This window comes from Nostoc sp. (assembly GCF_036917375.1).
In the GTDB taxonomy this organism is placed as follows: Bacteria; Cyanobacteriota; Cyanobacteriia; order Cyanobacteriales; family Nostocaceae; genus Nostoc.
Genome location: NZ_JBALDN010000037.1, coordinates 25,713 through 48,014 on the forward strand (window position 1 = coordinate 25,713; position 22,302 = coordinate 48,014).

Here is a 22,302-nt window from a genome sequence, read left to right on the forward strand (position 1 = left end):
GGTGAGGAATAACGAGATGGGGATGAAACAAACTCAACCATCGAGTTATTCAAATGTAAGGCGAAGCGCCTATCACTTCCCATTGCAATCGATTCTGATTGCGTCTTTCGTCATACCAATTATCGGTGCGATTGGCTTAACTGGCTATCTTTCTTACAAGAATGGGCAACAGGCGATCGAAGATTTAGCCCAGCAGCTCATGGGTGAAGTAAGCGAGCGTGTGCAGAATCAACTCTCGGCCTATTTGAGCAACGCTCAGGTCATCAACCGCCTCAATGCCAATGCCATTCAAACCGGGCAACTCAATCCTCAAGATCCGAATGCCCTTACCCGTCATTTCTGGCAACAACGCTTTTTATTCGACAATGTCTGTGGGGCAGCCATGTATTTTGGTACCCCTCAGGGAGAGTTTACTGGGTTAAGTCGGCATCGTCCGAGCAATACTTGGCGAATTGGGCGATCGGGACACAGTACCCAAGGCCACTACTTCAGCTATGCCACGGATGCTCAAGGTCGAGCAAGCACACTATTAAAAAGGGATATTCCATTTGATCCGAGAGTTCGTCCCTGGTATAGAGCCGCAACTCAGGCTAGAACGACAACTTGGAGCAAGGTTTACCCTGACATTAACCAACAAAGCCTCAAAATTGCCCTCAGCCAACCTGTGTATGATGCGACTGGCAAATTCCAAGGAGTTTTGGGAGTTGATTGTCTGTTTTTCAAAATTGACGACTTACTCCGACAGACCAAAGTAGGGCAGTCTGGGGTTATTTTCATCACGGAACGATCGGGCGCACTCATTGCCACGTCTACCGATCGCCCCTCCTTTAATCAACAAAATCGACGTTTGAATATTTCTGAACTTAATCATCCTGTGATTCAGCACGCTGCCAAGTTGCTGCAAGACTCTGGTACTTTGGCTGGAACGCAGCAGAGTCAGACATTGGAGTTCAATCACAAGGGACAGTTGTACTTTCTTCGTGTGACTTCACTGCCCAAGGATACTGGACTAGATTGGCGAATCGTGGTCGTGGTTCCCGAATCGGATTTTATGGCGCGCGTTGATGCCAACACGGAAATGACTCTTTGGCTATGTCTGGGAGCCTTGGGTCTAGCCATTGCAGTTGGCGGGTTTACGGCACGTCGAGTCACCCGACCCATTGTTCAAATGAGTGTTGCCAGCCATAAGATTGTTAGTGGAGAACTGGAACAACCGATCGCAGGCTCTGCCATTCAAGAGGTAAAAAACCTGGCAGATGCCTTTAATTGGATGAGCCAGCAAATCAAAGCCTCTCGCCAGCAATTACAAGACTATGCCCGATCGCTAGAAACAAAAGTGTCAGAACGCACACAAGCGTTAGAGCGTGAAATTCAACAGCACAAGCGAACAGAAATAGCGTTACAACACAGTAAAGAAGCATTGAAGCTCATTGTCGAGGGGACAGCAGCACAGACTGGCGATAGCTTCTTCCGAGCCTGTGTGCGTTATTTAGCGGAAGTGTTACAGGTTCAGTATGCAATTGTATCTGAGTTCGCCAATGCTGAAAAAACGCGAGTTTGTTCTCTGGCGTATTGGACGGGGAGTGACTGGAGCGAACCGATCGAATATCCCATTCGAGCAACCCCCTGTGAAACGGTGCTGGCGGGTCAAATGCGTTACTACCCAAATAATGTTCAAACTCAGTTTGCGGATGACCACGATCTGATTGAAATGGGTGTCGTGAGTTATCTGGGAATGCCTTTGATGAACTCTGTGGGTCAAATTCTGGGGCATCTGGCAGTTCTGGATGTCAAACCAATGAGCACCGATCTCGATCGCGAACTCATTCTGAAAATCTTTGCGGCTCGTGCTGGGGCGGAACTGGAACGGAAGCACACCGAAGAAGCAATTCAGCAGCGTGCCCAGCAAGATAACCTGTTGACCAATATTTCCCGCGCTTTTCTAAACCAGGATACGGAGGCGACAATCACCGACACACTGCAAAAGCTGGCGAACTTTACCGGTAGCGATCGCTGTTACATCCTGAAATACGACAGCGATTTACGCGAATGGAGCACCACCCATGAATGGTGTACAAATAGGATTAATCCATTCCGGCCTATCTTTCAGCAGGTTCCGATCGAGCAATTCTTTTGGGCCTGGGGGCAGGTTCTCGATGGGCAGGTGGTTCATGTACCATCGGTTGCCGATCTACCACCGGAGGCTACACCCGAAAAAAATGCTTTGGAGCCGCTTGGCATCCAATCGTTTGTCCTTGTTCCTATTATCTATAACAGTAAAGTTTATGGGCTAATTGGTCTGAACCACGTCCATGCCAGAAAAACCTGGAATCCAGAGCATATTCAATTAGTGCAGGTTGTTGGGGAACTAATCACCATTGCTCAAATCCGTGAACAAAGCGAACTGGCCTTGCAAGAGCGGGAAGCGATGCTTCGTTCGATTGGCGACAACCTGAGCAATGGGGCCATTTATCAGCAGATTCGAGGACTGGATAGGCGCGATCGCTTCACGTACATCAGTGCTGGAATTGAGCAAATTGCAGAAGTTAGGCCGGAAGCCATCTTAAAGGATGCAAGCGCATTCTACAACCAGATATGCGAGGCAGATTTGCCACAGGTTCTAGCTGCCACGGAAACATCGATGCAAAATCTATCCGTATTCAACCTGCAATTTCGCCAGCGTACCCCTAGCGGTCAAATCAAGTGGGTTCATTGCCGCTCTATGCCCCAGCGTCTAAAAAATGGGGAAACTGTCTGGTCTGGGGTCGTGATCGACATAACTGACTTAAAACTGGCAGAAGAAGCCCTGCGTGAAAGCGAAATTAAGTATCGTGATTTGGTGCAAACAGCAAACAGCATTATTCTGCGCTGGGACACAACGGGTCAAATCACGTTTATCAATCAATACGGTCAAAAATTCTTTGGTTTTCAGGAGAGCGAGATTCTGGGCCGTCATGTCATCGGTACCATTGTTCCTGAGATAGAGGTGTCTGGGCGTGACTTGAAAGCTTTGATGACAGACATTTGTCAGAATCCAGCGAACTATCAGGACAATGAGAATGAAAATATCCGTAGTGATGGAAAGAAGGTATGGGTCAAGTGGGCTAATAAAGCGATTTTGAATGAGCAGGGTGAATTGGTTGAAATTTTATCCGTTGGGTTCGATATTTCGGAGCGCAAACACATAGAAGAAGTGTTGTTTGAAAGTGAGTTGAGATTGCGTAGCATTCTTGAGAATGTCAATGATGTGATTTACATCCTGAATCCAGATGGGACTTTTGCTTATATTTCTCCCAGTTTGACAGATGCCCTCCAGTATGAGCCAGTCGAACTGGTGGGGAATCATTTGGCCCCGATCATTCATCCCGATTATCTTCAGCTTTGTATCGATGCCGTTCAGGGTTTGGTGGAAACGGGTCAAACCATTTGGGGATTGGAATATCTGGTCAAGCACAAAGACGGGAGTTGGTGCTGGCATATTTCCAATATTTCCGCTGTGCAGGATGACGCGGGCAACGTGCTGTATTGCGTTGGCATTGCGCGAGACGTGACTCAACGCAAAGTCATGGAAGAAGAACTGCGGCAGGCAAAAGCAGCAGCCGATGCCGCGAGTAAAGCTAAGAGTGAATTTTTAGCTAATATGAGCCATGAGCTACGATCGCCCTTGAATGCTATTCTTGGGTTTTCCCAACTGCTCCACCGGAGCCAAACATTAAACCACGAACAACAGGAAAACGTTGACACCATTATTCACAGTGGCGAACATTTGTTGACCTTAATCAACAACGTTTTAGATTTATCGAAAATTGAAGCTGGGCAGACAACGTTGAATGAAAGTAACTTCAATCTGCACCAATTACTACATGATGTAGAAACCATGTTTACGCTAAGAGCAGAAGAAAAGAAATTGCAGCTTGTATGCGATCGTCGCTCTCAATTACCCCAATACATTCGCACCGATCAAGTAAAACTCCGTCAAGTTCTGATTAATCTTTTGAGCAATGCCATCAAGTTTACAGAGCAGGGCAAGATTACGCTACGGGTCATGCCTGAAGACGCAGACAGCGGACTCCTAAAAGCGAAACCATCTTCTATTACAACACCTCAAGTCTCCATTCTATTTGAGATTGAAGACACGGGTATCGGCATTGCACCTGAGGAAGCCAACAATCTATTTATTGCCTTTTCCCAAACCCAGGCAGGTAAAACCCACGAGGGAACAGGTTTGGGGTTAGCCATTAGTCGTCAGTTTATCGAACTAATGGGTGGTAAGATTTCAGTGAATAGTGCATTGCACCAAGGGACGACCTTTCGATTTAACATTCAGGCTGCGATCGTCGCATCGACGGATCAACGCCATCCTATTCGCCAGGTAATCGGCTTAGAACCGGGTCAATCCAATTACCGCATTCTCGTGGTTGATGATAAGCCTGTGAATCGCCAGTTGCTCGTCAAGCTATTGTCGCCCTTCGGGTTTGAACTTCGAGAAGCCAGCAATGGTCAAGAAGCAATCGCGATTTTCCAGGAATGGGAACCGCATCTGATTTGGATGGATATGCGAATGCCGATTATGGACGGATATGAAGCGACAAAACAGATTAAAGCCACGACAAAAGGACAAGCCACTGCGGTGATTGCCCTGACGGCTAGTGCCTTGGAGGAGCAAAAAGCGATCGTTTTGTCGGCGGGATGTGATGGCTTTATCCGCAAGCCATTCCAGCAAGCAGAGATTTTTGCCGCCATGCAAGAGCACATTGGCGTGCGCTATATCTATGCATCAGAAGCCAGTAGTCTCCCAACGGAGACCAACAGTCAACCAATCCTCTCTAGCAAATCCTTATCGGAGCAACTGCGCTCGCTATCTGTCGATCTAATCAATGAGTTACACAAATCTCTTCACAACGTCGATTTAGATGCTCTCTCAGACTTAATTAAAGAAATTAACAGCATTAATTCTGAACTTGCTTCTACATTGAAAAAACAAATTGACAACTTTGAGTATGAGCAAATTTTAGCTGCAATTCAAATGATCCATTAATTCATTTAAGAGACATCGCTATGACCACCAGCAAGACGAATCAATCTAGCTTTAGCATTTTGGTTGTCGATGATACTCCAGATAATTTGCGCTTGCTCGTGGGATTACTCACCGAACAAGGCTACAAAATTCGTCCAGTGACAAGTGGCAAAATGGCATTATCGGCGGCTCAAGGAATGCCACCCGACTTGATTCTACTAGATATTAATATGCCCGAAATGGATGGATATCAGGTTTGTGAGCAGCTTAAAGCGGATGAGCGAACGCGAGATATTCCAGTGATTTTTCTAAGCGCCTTAAATGATGTGTTTGATAAAGTCAAAGCGTTTGCGATTGGAGGAGTGGATTACATTACAAAGCCCTTTCAAATTGAAGAGGTTTTAGCTCGAATTAATACCCACTTAGCGATGAAATCGCTCCAAATCCATTTACAGCAAAAAAATCACGATTTAGAACAAACACTCCATGAACTGCAAACCACGCAAGCACAACTGATTCAATCGGAGAAAATGGCAATTTTAGGTCAACTCGTTGCCAACGTTGCCCATGAAATCAATACACCGTTAGGGGCCATTCGATCGTCCTCTGATAACATTGCCACGTTCCTCCATCACAGCCTAGAAGCCTTGCCCCAGTTTCTGCAATCGCTCTCACCAGAGCGAAAACAGGATTTCTTCACCCTACTTAATCGCTCAACCCAAACGAATAGTCACTTTTCGACGCTTTCTAGCAAGGAAAAACGTCAGCACAAGCGCAACTTGATTCAACAGCTTGAAGCATTTAGGATTGCTGATGCTGACGCGATCGCAGATACCTTGATTGATATTGGAATTTATGATGACATTGATCCGCTTCTACCTCTGCTGCAAGCTGAAGATAACGGTGAAATCCTGAATACTGCCTATGAGTTAATTAGTATCCAGAAGAGTACGCAGACCATTATTACAGCCAGCGATCGGGCATCGAAAGTGGTGTTGGCATTAAAAAGTTACGCCCATCAAGACTTTACGGGTACCAAGATAAAAACCAACTTGATTGATAGCATTGAAACCGCACTAACGCTCTATCATAATCAAATTAAACACAATGTTGAAGTTATTCGGCAGTATGCAGAGCTACCAACCGTATCTTGCTTTCCCGATGATCTCAATCAAGTCTGGACAAACTTGATTCAAAACGCTTTGCAAGCAATGAATTACAAAGGAATTCTCACAATTTCTACAGATCATTTGGGTGATCAAGTTCAAATTGGCATCACTGACACAGGGAGTGGTATTCCTCAAGATATTCGATCAAAAATTTTTGAACCCTTCTTCACCACAAAACAAATGGGAGAAGGAAGCGGTTTGGGCTTGACTATCGTTCAAAAAATGATTGAAAAGCACGGGGGCGGTATTACCGTAGAGAGCATCCCCGGCAAAACACAATTTATTGTATCTTTGCCACTGTTGTAGAGCGACAAATTATTTGACCAAAGCGACAGATTCTTTGTCACTAATCCAAATCCTTCTGCATCGCCTTTTCAAGCAATTTCTAAAACTTTATAGCAGAAACCCTAAAAATTAGATGCCCTTTCAGTAAAGCTTGTAGGTGTAAAAAACTTGACTTTTAATTTGTCGCTACGGTCACATAATTCGTCGCTCTACACCTGTTCCCTACCCACGCAAGTAAATTCAGGAATCAAACCGGATTTCTATATGTCTGCTAAATTCTGACTTGATCGTCTAAAGTTACAGAGGCACTTTGAATTTAGTACAAACTTTATCAAATTTCTGTCTAAAGAAATAAGCACAAACTTAACCTGACTATACTTAGAAATGGTCTATGCACAGAATAGTCACTCTCAACAAATATCTCTATAGATATAACTAAAAAAGCTATTTTTATTATAATTACACCTTTAGGCTCACGCAATTTCAACTCAAAAGGTTAATACTAAAAAATAACTTTATCAAAATTAAATCTGGTTGTAATCAAAAATTACAGGCTAGACAACAAACAAATAGATAAATAGAGAAAAAAGTACAAACAATGGCAACTTCTACAGACCGAGAGCAACAGATTCAAAAACTGCGTGAACTCATCAAAGATATTGATTATGGTATGTTTACCACAGTCGATGATGATGGCAGCTTGCATAGTTACCCCATGTCAAAGAGTGGTGAGATTAACTCTGACAGCATACTCTGGTTTTTTACTTATGCTGGTTCCCATAAGGTGACTGAAATTGAACACCATGAGCAGGTTAATATTAGTTTCTCTTCACCCGAGCAGCAGCGATACGTTTCTATCTCAGGTACAGCACAACTTGTGAAAGAGCGCAACAAGATGCGAGAGCTATGGAAGCCGGAACTTCAAACCTGGTTTCCTAAAGGACTAGATGAACCCGATATTGCTTTGCTGAAGGTGAATATTAACCAGGTTAATTATTGGGATAGCGTATCGAGTTTCAAGCTACAAACAATTAGTTTTTTGACAACATCACGTCTTTAAAGAACAAAGAATTCGTAATTCGTAGTTAACAATTTAATTACGAATTATTTAAAAAATGTGATTGTTGGACTAAATTGCAACAGTTATCAGCGATATTGATTCTCTGGAATTACTGCCTCAAAATTTAGCGATTTGCTAATGAAGGTTTGATACTCTTCTAAACCTCCAAGTAGTTTGATGCTAATGAAGGCATAATCCAGTATAGCTTTCTACACCAAAGCAAAGGATAAACATGAGACTGGGGAAATAAAAGTTATGCCTTACAAACAAATTGCAGACTTACCAGATTCAGTCAAAGAAAACTTACCCAAGCACGCCCAAGAAATTTTCCGGGCTGCATTTAACAGCGCTCAAGAACAATTAGGTCATTGGTCAGTACGAATATTAATGTTTCAAGCCGCAACTACTGCTGGGATTCCACCATTACGCTTAAGTTTTACAGGTACATTACGAGTTATTCGTCGAGCTATTCCTAAGTTTCAAGACTTACAGCCAGAAGATTTTCCCTTTTTTTCGATTGGTTAATTGTAGAAATTATAGATACATTGTTACCTGAACGGGTTCACCGTATTAATCCCAGAGTTGTGAAAAAACCTGTATCAAAGTTTCGTTCTAAAAAGCCGCAACACAGAGGCACTGGACAACGAGTAGAAGTTCCGAAATTTCACATCACTCCTCAGCTTGTTAGCCTTAACTGAACCGTATTGACCTATAGCTTAGACTTAAAAAAAAGCTTAGTATCGATGAATCAAAGTCTAAGTGCTACTCCCAGCCTGGAAGAACACACTCATCAAAATCCTGTTGCTACCAAACAACAGCTATTTAGGAAGCAACTAATTGTCCTTGTCTTGGAAATGCTTCTGGCATTACCTCTAGGTTTACTCCTCGCAAAATTCCAAATTGGCAGGATTGCCTGGATATTTGGTGGGATTGCCGCAGGTACAGTGATTCTCCAAGGGTGTCGAATTTTTTATCAATATTCCCCCCCACCTAATCGCACTGCTAGAAAAGTGGGAATGGCACTTGTCGGCTTAACTGTCGGCGCTTCCAATGCCAATGCTAATCTAGCTAGTATTGCTTCCGGTATTCCCATATTTATTTTTCTTACCTTATTTCTGCTGCTAAGTGGAAGTTGTATCGGTTACATTTACTCCCGCGTCAGCAAAACCAACCTATTTACAGCAATGCTAGCTACAGTTCCTGGTGGCGTAGGAATTATGGCGGCGATCGCAGCCGATTACAATAAAAATGTTAGCTTGGTTGCCCTAGTTCAGGCGATTCGCGTCACCTGTGTAGTTGTTCTAATTCCCTTCATCGCTAAAACATCAACTGGTAATTACTACCCGCAAACACTCCCAATCAAAGCTGCTTGGCTCAATCTCGATCCATCTCAACTAGAATTACTCTTGTTAGTACTAGTAATTACTGGATTAGTAGTTTATCCAGCTATATTATTTAAAATACCTGCTGGCGATTTCTTTGGTGCATTGTTGATTGGTATCGGGTTTAATCCTTTGCTACATTGGCTGCCTTTTGTAGGTGATATTAGCTTTAGTCCGCCACCTTTAATAAACTTATTGGGTCAAATGCTCCTGGGAATTACGATTGGTGAATATTGGGGAGACAAACCCAACTTTAAAAAGCGGACTGTCGCCTATGCCTTGATGTCTGTGGGGATGACTCTCGTAGCCGGAGCGATCGCTGCTATACTTGCGATGCAATTAACCTCTTGGGACTGGTTAACTTGTCTTTTAGTTACAGCACCAGGAGGATCGGCAGAAATGATCTTAGTTTCCCTAGCATTGAATCATAATGTTGAAATTGTCACAACTGGTCATTTAGTGCGACTAATTGCGATTAATAGTTCTCTGCCTCTTTGGGTATTTCTGTTTCGCCGTCTAGATAAGCAACTTTCTGAACCAGTTTAATTGATGAAGGCATTGGGAATGGAGCATGGGGCATTGGTTATTATTCACGTTGTTTCTCCGATCTCCCCACTTCCCACTTTTAAAAATGCAACTTGAATGCTGATAGCTTATTCTTTTGTTGTTATCCAAATACTAAGGATGCTTTAGATGGTTGCCCAAATTCAAGAACTTGAAGCGCAGCACTGGGTTAAAACTCGTTCTTCCCTCGATCCTAGCGAATCCACTTTCCTGATTTGGAAAGGTAAAATTTACGCTTTTATTCCCGGTGAGAAAAGACAACTCCTGTTTAAGATGCTGGGATTAAGCGTTAGCCGATGTATTCCTACAGCAGAGGGTAGCTGGGATTTTACTTCTAGGGAACTAACTTACTACCTGAACCCAAAAACAGATGAGGTTTTATCCAAATGGGAGAATCCTTGGACAGGCGAGACAGTTCCGGTGATTCACGTTGCCAATAATCCTGTACAGGGAAAGTTTGAGGGAAATTTCCCTGCGCAAGTAGACGGCGACAGCACGACCTTCGTTTTTGATATATTTCCTTATTACCCCAATCCCTTAGCAGACGATCGCAAATTTGCCGAATACAGCCCAAATCCAATTTATCAAGCAGCGGAATTGTTTAAATTAACTGTGCCAACCGCAGATTTATTCAACCCAGCACTTAAATCAGTTTCTGAACTCAAACTGAGTTGGGATCGGATTGGTCAATGGCTTCCCTGGATGAAAATGGGCGATCGCCCCGGTCAACTAATCTACAGTGCTATTGGCAGCAAAGTCAATGGTTTAACAGAACTGCCCCCAGTGCTGCAAGACGAAATTAATAACCGTATCCCTCTATATAAACAAGCCCCAAAAGCATTGATAGATGGAGAAGATATGACTTCTTGGTTGTACTTCCAAAAGCATTTTCAAGCTTACTTAGCTGGTGAAATCTTCCCACTTCCGCAAGCAGAAGAATTATAAACTAGCTAGAAAGAACTATCGAACTCTTGCCAGGAGATAGCTGATGGCGATCCGAAAAGCAAACTTAGCCGATGCACCCGCGATTGCCAGAGTGCATGTAGACGCTTGGCGGACAACCTACAAAAACTTAATGCCAGCAAAGTTCCTGGCAGATTTATCTTATGAAGAACGAGAGGCAAAATGGGTAAAAATTTTGAGCAATATAGCTCAGGATAATTTCACATATATTGTTGAGGATGAAATTGGACAAATAGTTGGTTTTGCCAGTGGAGGTCAAGAGAGGACAGGCGATCGCTTTTATCAAGGTGAGCTGTACGCTATCTATATTCTGGAGAAGTATCAGCGCCAAGGTTTAGGATATCGCCTGATCTCCACCATCGCAACAAAGTTGATCGAGTCAGGTATTAGTTCAATGTTAGTGTGGGTTTTAGCTGATAATCCCGCTTCCAGGTTCTATCAAAGTCTTGGTGGTCAGCAGGTGAACCAAAAGCAAATCGAGATTGCCACTGTGCAGCTAATTGAGGTTGCATACGGTTGGACGGACACGCGAAAAGGGATAATTTAAAATTTGGCGACTATATAATAGTTTTATTTTGCGATCGCTACTGTAATTTGAGATAGTATGCTTGTTCCTGAACCACAACAAGAGCTTTTAGAACAAATTCTGGCAAAGTTGCAGACGGATGAGCGTGTACTGGGTGTAGCGATCGGTGGTTCCTATTTGACTGGAGAAATGGATGAGTATTCCGACCTGGATCTCATTATTGTTATAGATAATGTTCATTATCAGGAAGTTTTAAAGGAGCGTCGGCTTTTAGCCACCAGGCTTGGGAAACTTCTAGCAGCTTTTACCGGTGAACACGTCGGCGAACCTAGATTGTTAATCTGTCTTTATGACAGTCCTCTTGTACACGTCGATTTGAAGTTTTTGCTTTTAGAAGATTTTCAAACAGACCGCGTAGAAAATCCGATTATTCTATGGGAGCGAGGAAATCTACTAACTTTAGCTGTTTCAAAGAACCCACGGAACTATCCACCCTTTGACCCGCAGTGGATTGAAGACCGCTTCTGGGTCTGGGTACACTACGGTGCAACTAAATTAGGAAGAGGTGAACTCTTTGAAGCCATTGATTTTCTTTCTTTTCTGCGTGGGCAAGTTCTGGCCCCATTAGCTAAGGTGCAAGCCGGACTGCTTCCACGCGGCGTGAGAAATTTGGAAAGGGAAATTCCGTCTTATTTGAGCGATTTTCGGCAGACTATTCCCGCTAAACACGATCGACATGAAATTGCGCGATCGCTTCAACATACCATTCGCTTGTACTGCCACCTTCGCTCTACATTAACAATGCCAGAGTTGATTCTCCGCTCTCAAGCAGAAGCTGCTTGCACAAAGTATTTAGAAAAAGTCATAAATGACTTCAAATAGCGCTAATAAAACTCAAGGTTCAAATCTCCTACCTCCTGCCTCTTCCCTCCTTCAATCAAATTTCACCTCTTGACCTGAACAATCAAATAGATGTAAACCTAATCGTTGGGAAAGTTCTTCACAAACCTTTACCCCACGCACACTATTACCACGCACATCCAACAGGGGCGAAAAAACTCCGATGCCCATTTTATTGGGTACAACGGCAATAATCCCACCACAAATGCCACTTTTCGCCGGAATCCCAATTTTATAAGCCCACTCACCTGCAAAGTTGTACATTCCACAGGTATACATCACACTCAGAATATCTTTGATGTAACGCTTATCTACCGCCCGTTCTTTGGTAATGGGGTTAATACCTCTGTTAGCAAGGGTAGCCGCCATCAATGCTAAGTCTTGGCAATTCACCATTACAGCACACTGCTGAAAATAAAGATCCAGCGCCTCTTCAATGTTTCGGTCAATCATGCCAAAGTTGAGCATCAAATGCGCCATTGCGCGGTTGCGATGCCCTGTACTCCGTTCTGAGGTAAAAACTGAAATGTCAACGAATACGTCGCGGCCGATATATCGGCGAAACATATCTAGCATCCGATTGAGGCGTTCGGTTGGACCGGAACCTTTGATTAAGCTAGTGGTGGCGATCGCACCTGCATTTACCATTGGATTATAAGGTCGCTTCGATTGCTCATCCAAAACAATCGCGTTGAATGCATCCCCTGTCGGTTCGACGCCAACTCTAGTTAAAACATAATCCAGTCCATGATCTTCTAAGGCAAGTCCATAAGCAAACACCTTGGAAATTGACTGAATGGTAAAAAGTTGCTCGTAGTCTCCAACTTTATAAACCTGACCGTCTACTGTCACAATGCAAATGCTGAACAAATCCGGGTTTGCCTTTGCCAGTTCGGGAATGTATTTCGCTACTGCACCCTCCCGCAGAGACTTGTACTGGGAATGTAACTCGTTGAGAACAGCTTTTAATGGCGATGGTTCTATTTCTATATCTCCTTGATTTGTCATTAGGCTGATGGCATTTCCCAAAATACTTACTATATATAGAAGAGGTACAGCTGTACATCCCTACAGTTACAAAGATTTTGTCAAAAATAGCTTGCTCTAAAAAATCATACTTGAGCAATTACTGAAGATAAGCAAAATAAGATGTAATTTATGTTACATGCAATATCTGTTGTTTAAGCGATCGCAAAGTTTTCTTAATTTTTAAGTCATTAATCCTGAAAAATATTAATTTGAGTATTGTCCTTTTTTTTATACTCAGCAATACGGTAAATAAAGGTGATATTTATTACTAATATCAGTCTAGTTGTGGAGAATAAAAGTAATGATTGATGTAAGTAGAAAAAACTTTGAAAAAAGATATCAGACTCAAATTAATTTGCATAATTTTTTAAGATGTAACTCAGATCGTGACTTATTCATAGTTAAATCTAAATATTTCATTAAATAAATGATTTTAAGTATTTATGCCGATGCTATTTAATTAAAGTTATATTAGCCTCTTATAGGAAATAGCTAAAAACAATGTGATCTAGAATACACGAAGAGTTGTGAGCCTTTAGAAGTGATGTGAATAGGGTATTGCTACTTTAGTGTGAAATAGGCGTAAAGTTTTTTTAAGAAATTTTTGACTTACGGAAAAAAGCGTTACATAGCCAAAGTCCGCTTTTGAGAAAGGTTTCGACCTTCTAATTGGAATGGGAATTTGAGAAAGTGGCCGATAGTTACGCTAAAACCCTGATCCCCAAGCCAAAAGGTTCGTGTTAGTCTGTTGCAGTTATAAAGAACAAAGTGAAAACGGAACGAGTTCGAGTTTTTCAAAAGGGAAATCACTTTCATTAGTGATAAATCCCACAAGTTATAAAACTTTAAGTTCTACAGTCGCTTTCAAAAACGGACGCATGAATCAAAGACATTTGTGGACTATTGTTGCCCTGCTTATGGCTGTTTTGGGAGTACCCTCAGTCGGTTGCACTCAAACCACCAAGGGAAATGCGCTAGCATCCCAAAAATCACCTGCCCCTAATGTGGTTAAGGTGGGAGAGTACCAATCAACAGCAGGGAAACAAACCTTGGATGCTGTGATTACAGAAATTCATCCTCACAACATTAGAGGACGTAAGGCGGCAACCCTTTTTATCAAAAATATACCTGTTCTCACCTTTTTGAGTTCTGTATCAAATACGAATCTTGAGACTAAAAAAGTTGGTGCAATTGGCAATACTGAGGGCGTACAATCGTACGCCCTTATTGCTAACAATTCATCAAATGCATTAAATACTGGGAACGTAACAGATGTGAGTAACCAGATTAGCTCCGCTGACGATGACCCGGTTCAGATAGCTGGTGTAATAGCAGCTAAAATCAACCAGTTGAATCGGGAAAACGCGGACGGGAGTAAGATTACCGTCAGTTGGAAAGCAGGGGAAAAATCTACTGCCAATCAAGCGCAAAACAAAAGTGTCCCTGTCCAACAAAATGGCGATCGCTATGTAATTAAAATTAATGGCGAAGAGTTGGTCGAAATCAACGAAGGTACGCGATTAGCAGGTACTACCAACGATCTAGCGCAAGATGCATTGCAAGCAACCAATCGCTTGCGGAGACTACTAGGCAATGCATCTCCCATAAAAGAGATTGCAAATTTACCAGTGCGTCAACAAATATCAATACCAAAGCTACCGCAACAGATTGCCGTCGGAGTAGTGCGAGCCACCCTGAGAGGCATGGCTTCTTATTACGGCTATGACGGTTCTGGTAATCGTACTGCTAGCGGTCAGAGATTTAATCCCGAAGCAATGACTGCCGCCCATCGCAGTTTACCCTTTGGTACGCAAGTGCGTGTAACCAACACTCGCAACGGTCGTTCCGTAGTGCTGCGGATTAATGACCGAGGCCCATACATTCGGGGTCGAGTCATTGACGTGTCTGCCGGCGCGGCTCGAATTTTAGGAATGATGGGCAGTGGCGTAGCACCAGTGCATATTGAGGTCTTAGGGAAATAATCAAGTAGGAGGCAGGAGGCAGGGACAGGAAAGGATTAACAGACAAGGGGGAATTATTGAACAAGTCTCTTCCTTGTCTTTCCCCTCTTCCTTGTCTCTTCTCTATGCCCAATCCCCAATCCCAGTTCCGTATCACTTAATTCCCCTAGTTCAATCAACTCTTCCCTCTATTTCAGATATAAACTAACGGGGGAGGGATCGATAAGAACTAGGGGTATTTTTTTGTGCGCCTGCTGACAACAGTCGCAGCTTTACGCTGCTATTTAACTAAACGCTGCTCAGAAAACAAGCTAATTGCGGTTGCTGAGGATCTGAGACTAGATGAGATGACTGGCTGGTATCAGACGGCAGTCGGTCTGGTGCCAACGATGGGAAATTTGCATCAAGGTCATTTAAGCTTGATCCAACGGGCGCGGCACGAAAATTCTACGGTGATTGTGAGTATTTTCGTCAATCCCCTGCAATTTGCTCCTAATGAGGATTATCAACGCTATCCCCGCACTTTAGAGCAAGACCAACAACTTTGCGAACAAGCTGGGGTAGATGCCATTTTTGCACCGACTCCGGAAGAAATGGCAGTTCCCCAGAAGAGTATACAAGAATCAAAGGTTACACAAGTTATCCCTCCATCTGCTATGATGACAGGCTTGTGTGGTCGTTCTCGGCAAGGTCATTTTCAGGGTGTCGCTACGATTGTTACCAAACTTTTCAATTTGGTACAGCCTGACCGTGCCTACTTTGGTGAAAAGGATGGTCAGCAACTAGCAATTATTAAACGCTTAGTAGCTGACTTAAATTTGCCAGTAGAAATTGTTGCTTGTCCAACAGTACGGGAAGCGTCGGGTCTGGCCTTCAGTTCTCGCAATCAATATTTGACTGCAACGGCAAAAGAGCAAGCGGCGGTGTTATATCGGGGTTTGCGACGAGCGGAAGCTGCATTCATTGCAGGCGATCGCAATAGCAACAAGTTGATAGCAGTGGCACAGCAAGAAGTGGCAATGGTCAGCACGGTCTCAGTGGAATATATTGAATTGGTTGAACCGACTACGTTGATGTCTTTAGAAAAAGTTGAGGAGGAAGGAATGTTGGCGATCGCAGCTCGTTTTGGTGCTACACGTTTGATTGACAATATCATATTGCGCGATCGCCAACCCATTATCGCCATTGATGGCCCAGCTGGGGCTGGAAAATCCACAGTGGCGCGGCAAGTGGCAGCAAACCTGAATTTAGTGTATTTAGATACAGGAGCGATGTACCGTGCTGTCACTTGGTTAGTACTGCAAAAGGGAATTGCTATTGACGATGAGTGTGCGATCGCCGAATTAACTAATCAGTGCAAAATTGAGCTGACTCCCACCCAGGATTTACAATCGTCCGTGCGGGTTTGGATTAACGGTACTGATGTTACCCAGGTAATTCGCACCATTGAGGTAACTTCTCTTGTATCTGCGATCGCGGCACAAAGCGCTGTCCGTCAAGCACTGGTTAAACAACAGCAAAGCTGGGGTAAAAAAGGTGGTTTAGTTGCTGAAGGTCGGGATATTGGTACTCACGTATTTCCCGATGCTGAAGTGAAAATCTTCTTAACGGCTTCTGTCGGCGAACGCGCCCGTCGCCGCCAGCAAGACTTTAACACCCAAGGTCAACCTGAAGTGAGTTTAGAGCAGTTGGAACACGACATCGCCGAACGTGACTGGAAAGATAGTACACGCAAGGTTTCTCCTTTGCAGAAAGCAACAGATGCGATCGAACTTCAAACTGATGGTTTGGACGTGTCTGAAGTCACGGCACAGATTGTTAAGTATTACCAACAGCGTTTATCTCAGCGTTAATTACTGTTATTTGCTGTTAGTTTTTTAGTTTCAAAGGGTGGTAGGTGAGTGATTATTCACTTACCATCCTCAAAATTATATTTAAAAATAAAAAATATATTTTACTACTGCTTATCTTTTTTAAAAATTAATATTTATACATAAATATATTTTACATTTATTTAAATATTAAATCATCTCGCTTTCGACTGATTTTTAATATCGTAATTAATCCTACTAAAGATAGAAGTATGAAAGCTTTAATTGCTAAATGCTAGTTAGTTATTGGTCTTTAGTTATAAGATATTAGTCATTTTTATTTATAGTTAGGAATTCCTAGCGATTTGACTTATCACTGAAGTACATTTGTTTACGTCTTCACTTTGTCTTCACTTTGGTAGTAGAATGACGATGTTAAGTTTTATGTTTCACTAATCAAAGGCATAAAACTTCTAAAAATAAAAGCTATTAATTTCCCAAACTTCTGCAATAGCTTACAAACTAGAAACCGGTAAAGAGAGGATTTGACACAATGGCATTTGTACAGCCCCCACTACCTTTTGAAAAAGATGCTCTAGAGCCTTTTGGCATGAAAGCTGAAACTTTCGAGTATCACTATGGCAAGCATCACAAAGCTTATGTAGACAACCTCAACAAGCTCACTGAAGGTACAGAACTTGCTGATAAGTCCCTGGAAGAAGTAATCAAAATTTCTTTCCAAGACTCCTCTAAGGTAGGAATCTTCAACAACGCTGCCCAAGTTTGGAACCACACCTTCTTCTGGAATTCTTTGAAACCACAAGGTGGTGGTACACCCACAGGTGAACTCGCAGCCAAAATCGATAAAGATTTTGGTAGCTTCGACAAATTTAAGGAAGAGTTCTCTAACGCGGCTGCAACTCAATTCGGCAGTGGATGGTCTTGGCTGATCGATGATGGTGGTACGCTAAAGGTGATCAAAACACCAAATGCAGAAAATCCCCTAGCTCATGGTAAGAAGGCACTCTTAACCTTGGATGTTTGGGAACACGCCTACTACATTGACTATAAAAACGCCCGTCCAGCGTTTATCAAGAATTTCCTAGATAACTTGGTCAACTGGGACTTTGCTGCTGAAAACTTGGCTAAAGCTTAATTACTTGCCCAAAGAAAGGCAGAAGGCAGGAGGCGGGAGGCAGGAGGAAAGAATTTATTCTGAATTCTGACTCCTGAATTCTGTTAGATAAATCAAAATATATGGATAGCAAAGAACTAGCGCAATACATCGAAGCAACGAATAGCATCTCCAAACCTTGGGTATTGGTACAACTGCGTCTCAAAAAATTGCAAGAGCGTCGAGCCACTCTGACAAACGATGTTTATACCAAAGAATTAGAAGATATTTACCAAGACTTGATGAAATTGGGTGAATGGTGGCGTGGTATTGAAGATGAGGTATTTTAAAGTGAGGAGTTATGAGTTTTCCTAACTCTTAACTCCTAACTCCTAACTCCGAACTTAAAACACAACCTGATGGCTCAAGCTCTCGATCAAGTCGATTACGATACTCTCGATGCTGCAAAACGACGCTTCATCGATGCTGCAAAACGCACACTTGGCTTTGCAAGCGCCTATGGCATCGTCCCAGCATCGGGTCTTGGAGCAAGTGCTAACGCTTTCAGCTTCAACCTCGCTCCGTTTCTAGAGGCGGGGGCTAGAGAACTTTCGATGACACTTGTGCCGGAAGGACTGGGCACCGCAGACGATACGCGCCCTGACGATCTTTCCGAAGAAGAACTTCGACGATTCTGGTGGAATATTGGGATTAAGATCATCTCGTGTCTGACGAACGATGCTGCAACTTCAGGTATGCAGACTATACTTCTCGGTCTTTATCTACCTTCGAGTACTCCTGAAACAATTTTTACCCCCGCTTTCCTTGATGGGTTTCTTGATGGAGTAGTTGAGGGGTGCAAACAAGTCGGGTGTGTCTATCTCTCAGGGGAAACTCCTCAACTAAAAACTAAGATGATTCCAGGGCGGCTCGACATCGCCGGCTCAGTTTTTGGGGTTATGCCCGCTGGTGTCGCTCCTATTGATAGCTCGCGTCTGGATGCCGGAAATACTATTGTTCTGGTGGAAAGTTCGGGCCCCCATGAGAACGGTTTTACCCCACTACGAAAACTTGCTGAGTCGCTCCCTGATGGCTATAGAACAAAACTTCCGAGTGGGCAGGAATTCTGGGAAGCGATGAATGCTGCGTCGTATCTCTACACGCCCCTTGTACAGGCGGTGCTGGGTGAAGGAATTCGTCCCACAGCGATGGAGAATATCACTGGTCATGGTTGGCAAAAGCTGATGCGGTCGGTGAAGCCGCTTCGGTACGTTATCGAAACGATGCTCCCAGTACCAGAGATATTTACATTTGTTGAGAGTCATCTTGAGGGCGGGGTCGAGACGATGCTTTCGGTGTTCAATTACGGTGCAGGATTTGCATTCTATACAGAGTCAGAGCAGGATGCAGAAAGAATTGTCCTTCTTGCAAGAGAACATCAACTTTCGGCTGCGATCGCTGGAAGAGTTGAAGCGTCTCTTTCCCGCGAGGTAGTGATAGAACCCCTTGGAGTCACCTTGAAGGGAGATTCTTTTGGAATTGCGCGAGGGGTATAATGCAGCCCAAGCGTATGCATAGCCCGCACTTCGACAAGGCTCAGTGACCATCGTAGACATCGCTAATTTATCTTGAAGCTATTTTAGACTCACTTATGCGATGCCTGCGGCGGGCTACGCCTACGCTAAAGTCATTATTGATTAAAAAAAAGCTGTAATTACTGAGACAACTGATTTTTTTACACACAAAATCAATTTGTATTTCAGGCTTATTAAAGATAATTAATCTACTAAACCTTTATTTTATAAGCTATTTAACACAGATGTTATAGACGCATTTATGAAAATTTGAATGTAACATTTACTACTGCTTAACAATAAAGTAGTTTGTATTACCCATGACTACTGAGATTAAGATTTGCTAACGTAGTCTTAACATATTGAAAAATTTGCTGAGAAAGCTGAGAAAGTAGCAGCCGATACTAATTTTTAGTGTTGGTTGTTTCTCATCCAGAGATGTGGCATTTTAGTGTGTTAAAAAAATATGTTTTTATTCAGAGGGGGTTATGGTTGTAAATTTGGCCCGTACTACAACTTCGGCAGAACTTTTAAAGCAAGTATTCCGCAACATTGATGCACATAGTTGTCCAAAGTTATTCAACTTTCACATGCACACTGTCTTCTCAGATGGCAAGTTGCAGCCGAGTGCATTGATGGAGCAAGCGATCGCTATTGGGTTAAAAGGGTTAGCCATCACCGATCATCATGGTATTCTCGGCTATCAAGCGGCCCTTGCTTGGCTAGAAGATTGGAAGTGGAATAATCCTCATGCAACCACTCCTCACCTGTGGAGCGGCGTGGAAATCAATGCCAACCTTTTGAATATAGAAGTTCACATTTTGGCTTACGCTTTTGCAACAGAACACCCTAGTATGAAACCCTATCTGCAAAGAAGGCCGACTACAGGGCAAGAATATCAGGCAAGTAACGTGATTGCCGCTATTCATGAAGCTGGAGGATTGGCAGTTCTGGCTCATCCAGCTCGTTACAAGCGATCGCATTTCGACTTAATTCCAGCTGCGGCACAAAAGGGCATCGATGGTGTGGAAACTTTCTATGCCTACAATAACCCTAACCCCTGGAAACCCAGCGTATTAGAATCAGAACAAGTGCAAAAGTTGGCTGATGAATACTTTCTTTTCAATACCTGTGGTACTGATAGCCACGGTTTGAGTCTGCTACAACGCTTGTAAAGATGAATCAATTTTTTTAAATCTCCTGGTTCAATCTGCCAGGAGGTTATCTTTTTTTGGATACTCAATAGTCAAAATGTCGTCATGGTAATTGCTTATTCTTTTCCAACTCTCGCAAAAATCACCCACCAGAGGTTCTCTGAAATTGGTTGAATTGCTTCTTGCTCCATTGGTTCGAGCCTTAGTTTAATCCCGGTGCTACAAATAATATTTATCGAGCAGTTGTAAATTCTTTATTTACAGACTCAATTAATTGAGTGACCCGTTCTTTGATTTCATCGCGGACTCTCGGAAAAATTTCTGGTTGTTCTGCTGGATCGTCTAACTGCCAGTCTTCAAATACTTCCCGCACAACCCATTCAAGCGGCAAATTCACCCCACAACCACACAAAGAAATCACTACATCAAAGTCTTGTGCTTGGAAATCACTCAGGGGTTTGGAGTGTTGATCGGTAATGTCGATACCAATTTGTTTCATAGTTGCGATCGCTTCCGATCTAACCTGACTTGCTTCTAACCCGGAGCTAATCGCTGCAATCTTTCCTTTACCAAGAGTTTTAGCAAAACCTTCCGCCATTTGGGAACGGGCAGAATTCTTTTTGCAGACAAACATCACACGTTTCATGGTTCAAATTCTCCGAATAATTTGGCTAAATTTAAAAGATTCTCGATTCAGATGGCGAAAAATAACGTTTTTCAAACCAGAAAGCTACATTAACCAGACCAATCAATACAGGCACTTCCACCAGAGGCCCGACCACGGCGGCAAAAGCAACACCCGAATTAATACCAAATACTGCGATCGCAACTGCGATCGCTAATTCAAAATTATTTCCTGCCGATGTAAAGGCGACACTTGCGGCTCTAGAATAGTCTGTTTTAACGCGCCAAGCCATGTAAAAGCTGATCAGAAACATGATGATGAAGTAGACGATCAACGGAATTGCAATCTTCACCACATCGAAGGGTATCTGAACAATCAAATTCCCTTTCAAGCTGAACATAACGACGATTGTAAATAACAGAGCAATCAGTGTGATCGGGTTGATTTTAGGCACAAATTCCTCGTGATACCACTGCTTACTTTTCACTTTTATTAAGAAGTAACGAGTGAAAAATCCAGCTAAAAAGGGAATACCGAGATAGATAAGCACGCTTTTGGCAATCTCAGCAATGCTGACATTAACAACACTGCCTTGTAAGCCAAACAGTGGCGGCAGTACAGTAATGAAAAACCAGGCATAAGGACTATAAAAGATGACTTGAAAGATACTGTTAAAGGCAACCAATCCAGCCGTGTACTCTGTATTGCCTCGTGCCAAGTCACTCCACACAACTACCATTGCAATACACCGGGCTAATCCAATCAAAATTAATCCCGTCATGTATTCTGGATAACCATGTAAGAAGATAGCTGCCAGAGCAAACATCAAAATTGGCCCAACGATCCAATTCTGAATTAGTGAAACACCAAGAATTTTTTCGTTGTGAAATACATCCCCTAATTCTTCATACCGCACCTTGGCTAAGGGCGGATACATCATCAGAATTAACCCGATGGCGATCGGTATATTGGTTGCTCCCATCTGGAACTGATTGATAAAGGCTTCTACTCCAGGAAAAAAATAGCCTAAACCAACACCGATCGCCATTGCTAAAAAAATCCATAAGGTTAGGAAGCGGTCAAAAAAGGAGAGGCGTTTTGAAGTTTTTTTGTTCATTACAATTAACCCCATACATGAATGCAGGAGCTTTGAGCAGGAATTTCAGAT

At 43.0% G+C, this 22,302-nt stretch carries 16 protein-coding genes and 2 pseudogenes; 15 read left to right on the forward strand and 3 right to left on the reverse strand.

Going from position 1 to position 22,302, the window contains the following annotated elements:
• Nucleotides 1–22 precede the first annotated feature (22 nt).
• From V7K45_RS09040 to V7K45_RS09080, 9 genes and pseudogenes are all read left to right on the forward strand, one after another.
• Nucleotides 23–5,038, forward strand: a complete 5,016-nt coding sequence (locus tag V7K45_RS09040; protein WP_335002507.1) for a PAS domain S-box protein — start codon at nt 23–25, stop codon at nt 5,036–5,038.
• A 20-nt stretch (nt 5,039–5,058) separates the two neighbouring features.
• A complete protein-coding gene (locus V7K45_RS09045; RefSeq protein ID WP_335002509.1) occupies nt 5,059–6,492 on the forward strand; it encodes a hybrid sensor histidine kinase/response regulator in 1,434 nt (477 codons plus the stop codon).
• A 577-nt stretch (nt 6,493–7,069) separates the two neighbouring features.
• Nucleotides 7,070–7,531 (forward strand): pyridoxamine 5'-phosphate oxidase family protein, encoded by a 462-nt coding sequence (locus V7K45_RS09050; RefSeq protein ID WP_335002511.1) that lies wholly within the window; start codon nt 7,070–7,072, stop codon nt 7,529–7,531.
• Nucleotides 7,532–7,786: 255 nt separating this feature from the next.
• Nucleotides 7,787–7,885, forward strand: a pseudogene (locus tag V7K45_RS09055) (ChaB family protein); the annotation flags it as partial.
• Nucleotides 7,886–7,891: 6 nt separating this feature from the next.
• Nucleotides 7,892–8,056 (forward strand): annotated as a pseudogene (locus V7K45_RS09060) (IS4 family transposase); the annotation flags it as partial.
• Nucleotides 8,057–8,274: 218 nt separating this feature from the next.
• Nucleotides 8,275–9,459 carry an AbrB family transcriptional regulator gene (locus tag V7K45_RS09065; RefSeq protein ID WP_335002513.1) on the forward strand — a complete coding sequence of 395 codons (1,185 nt, stop codon included), beginning with the start codon at nt 8,275–8,277 and terminating at the stop codon, nt 9,457–9,459.
• A 147-nt stretch (nt 9,460–9,606) separates the two neighbouring features.
• A complete protein-coding gene (locus V7K45_RS09070; RefSeq protein WP_335002515.1) occupies nt 9,607–10,422 on the forward strand; it encodes a DUF1838 domain-containing protein in 816 nt (271 codons plus the stop codon).
• A gap of 43 nt (nt 10,423–10,465) precedes the next feature.
• Complete coding sequence (locus tag V7K45_RS09075; RefSeq protein WP_335002517.1) at nt 10,466–10,987, forward strand: GNAT family N-acetyltransferase; 522 nt, start codon at nt 10,466–10,468, stop codon at nt 10,985–10,987.
• 57 nt (nt 10,988–11,044) lie between these two features.
• Nucleotides 11,045–11,848: a nucleotidyltransferase domain-containing protein gene (locus V7K45_RS09080; protein WP_335002518.1), complete on the forward strand. Its 804-nt coding sequence runs from the start codon at nt 11,045–11,047 to the stop codon at nt 11,846–11,848.
• 51 nt (nt 11,849–11,899) lie between these two features.
• On the opposite strand, the gene glsA is transcribed toward V7K45_RS09080, so the two are convergent.
• Nucleotides 11,900–12,883 (reverse strand): glutaminase A, encoded by a 984-nt coding sequence (gene glsA / locus V7K45_RS09085; RefSeq protein ID WP_335002559.1) that lies wholly within the window; start codon nt 12,881–12,883, stop codon nt 11,900–11,902.
• Nucleotides 12,884–13,773: 890 nt separating this feature from the next.
• Between glsA and V7K45_RS09090 the strand changes: the two genes are divergently transcribed.
• From V7K45_RS09090 to V7K45_RS09115, 6 genes are all read left to right on the forward strand, one after another.
• Nucleotides 13,774–14,877 carry a septal ring lytic transglycosylase RlpA family protein gene (locus V7K45_RS09090; protein WP_335002520.1) on the forward strand — a complete coding sequence of 368 codons (1,104 nt, stop codon included), beginning with the start codon at nt 13,774–13,776 and terminating at the stop codon, nt 14,875–14,877.
• Nucleotides 14,878–15,101: 224 nt separating this feature from the next.
• Nucleotides 15,102–16,709, forward strand: a complete 1,608-nt coding sequence (locus V7K45_RS09095; protein WP_335002522.1) for a bifunctional pantoate--beta-alanine ligase/(d)CMP kinase — start codon at nt 15,102–15,104, stop codon at nt 16,707–16,709.
• Between the two features lie 511 nt (nt 16,710–17,220).
• Nucleotides 17,221–17,823 (forward strand): superoxide dismutase, encoded by a 603-nt coding sequence (locus tag V7K45_RS09100; protein WP_335002524.1) that lies wholly within the window; start codon nt 17,221–17,223, stop codon nt 17,821–17,823.
• A 101-nt stretch (nt 17,824–17,924) separates the two neighbouring features.
• Nucleotides 17,925–18,131, forward strand: coding sequence for a hypothetical protein (locus V7K45_RS09105; protein WP_099099470.1), 207 nt, complete (start codon nt 17,925–17,927; stop codon nt 18,129–18,131).
• Between the two features lie 264 nt (nt 18,132–18,395).
• The gene (locus V7K45_RS09110) at nt 18,396–19,337 is read left to right on the forward strand and encodes an AIR synthase related protein (RefSeq protein ID WP_335002561.1); all 942 of its coding nucleotides are present in this window, start codon (nt 18,396–18,398) and stop codon (nt 19,335–19,337) included.
• 506 nt (nt 19,338–19,843) lie between these two features.
• On the forward strand, nt 19,844–20,530 hold the full coding sequence (locus V7K45_RS09115) for a PHP domain-containing protein (RefSeq protein ID WP_335002526.1): 687 nt from the start codon (nt 19,844–19,846) through the stop codon (nt 20,528–20,530).
• A 211-nt stretch (nt 20,531–20,741) separates the two neighbouring features.
• Here V7K45_RS09115 and arsC read toward each other — a convergent pair whose 3' ends face one another.
• Together arsC and arsB are read right to left on the reverse strand one after the other, a co-directional pair.
• Nucleotides 20,742–21,155, reverse strand: a complete 414-nt coding sequence (gene arsC / locus V7K45_RS09120; protein WP_335002529.1) for an arsenate reductase, glutathione/glutaredoxin type — start codon at nt 21,153–21,155, stop codon at nt 20,742–20,744.
• Between the two features lie 31 nt (nt 21,156–21,186).
• The gene (gene arsB / locus V7K45_RS09125) at nt 21,187–22,251 is read right to left on the reverse strand and encodes an ACR3 family arsenite efflux transporter (protein WP_335002531.1); all 1,065 of its coding nucleotides are present in this window, start codon (nt 22,249–22,251) and stop codon (nt 21,187–21,189) included.
• Nucleotides 22,252–22,302: the final 51 nt, after the last annotated feature.

Bases quoted from the DNA above. Each gene is read 5' to 3' on its own strand.
- V7K45_RS09040 (WP_335002507.1), top strand. From the start codon at position 23: ATGAAACAAACTCAACCATCGAGTTATTCAAATGTAAGGCGAAGCGCC.
- V7K45_RS09045 (WP_335002509.1), top strand. From the start codon at position 5,059: ATGACCACCAGCAAGACGAATCAATCTAGCTTTAGCATTTTGGTTGTC.
- V7K45_RS09050 (WP_335002511.1), top strand. From the start codon at position 7,070: ATGGCAACTTCTACAGACCGAGAGCAACAGATTCAAAAACTGCGTGAA.
- V7K45_RS09065 (WP_335002513.1), top strand. From the start codon at position 8,275: ATGAATCAAAGTCTAAGTGCTACTCCCAGCCTGGAAGAACACACTCAT.
- V7K45_RS09070 (WP_335002515.1), top strand. From the start codon at position 9,607: ATGGTTGCCCAAATTCAAGAACTTGAAGCGCAGCACTGGGTTAAAACT.
- V7K45_RS09075 (WP_335002517.1), top strand. From the start codon at position 10,466: ATGGCGATCCGAAAAGCAAACTTAGCCGATGCACCCGCGATTGCCAGA.
- V7K45_RS09080 (WP_335002518.1), top strand. From the start codon at position 11,045: ATGCTTGTTCCTGAACCACAACAAGAGCTTTTAGAACAAATTCTGGCA.
- V7K45_RS09090 (WP_335002520.1), top strand. From the start codon at position 13,774: ATGAATCAAAGACATTTGTGGACTATTGTTGCCCTGCTTATGGCTGTT.
- V7K45_RS09100 (WP_335002524.1), top strand. From the start codon at position 17,221: ATGGCATTTGTACAGCCCCCACTACCTTTTGAAAAAGATGCTCTAGAG.
- V7K45_RS09105 (WP_099099470.1), top strand. From the start codon at position 17,925: ATGGATAGCAAAGAACTAGCGCAATACATCGAAGCAACGAATAGCATC.
- V7K45_RS09110 (WP_335002561.1), top strand. From the start codon at position 18,396: ATGACACTTGTGCCGGAAGGACTGGGCACCGCAGACGATACGCGCCCT.
- V7K45_RS09115 (WP_335002526.1), top strand. From the start codon at position 19,844: ATGGTTGTAAATTTGGCCCGTACTACAACTTCGGCAGAACTTTTAAAG.
- arsC (WP_335002529.1), bottom strand. From the start codon at position 21,155: ATGAAACGTGTGATGTTTGTCTGCAAAAAGAATTCTGCCCGTTCCCAA.
- arsB (WP_335002531.1), bottom strand. From the start codon at position 22,251: ATGAACAAAAAAACTTCAAAACGCCTCTCCTTTTTTGACCGCTTCCTA.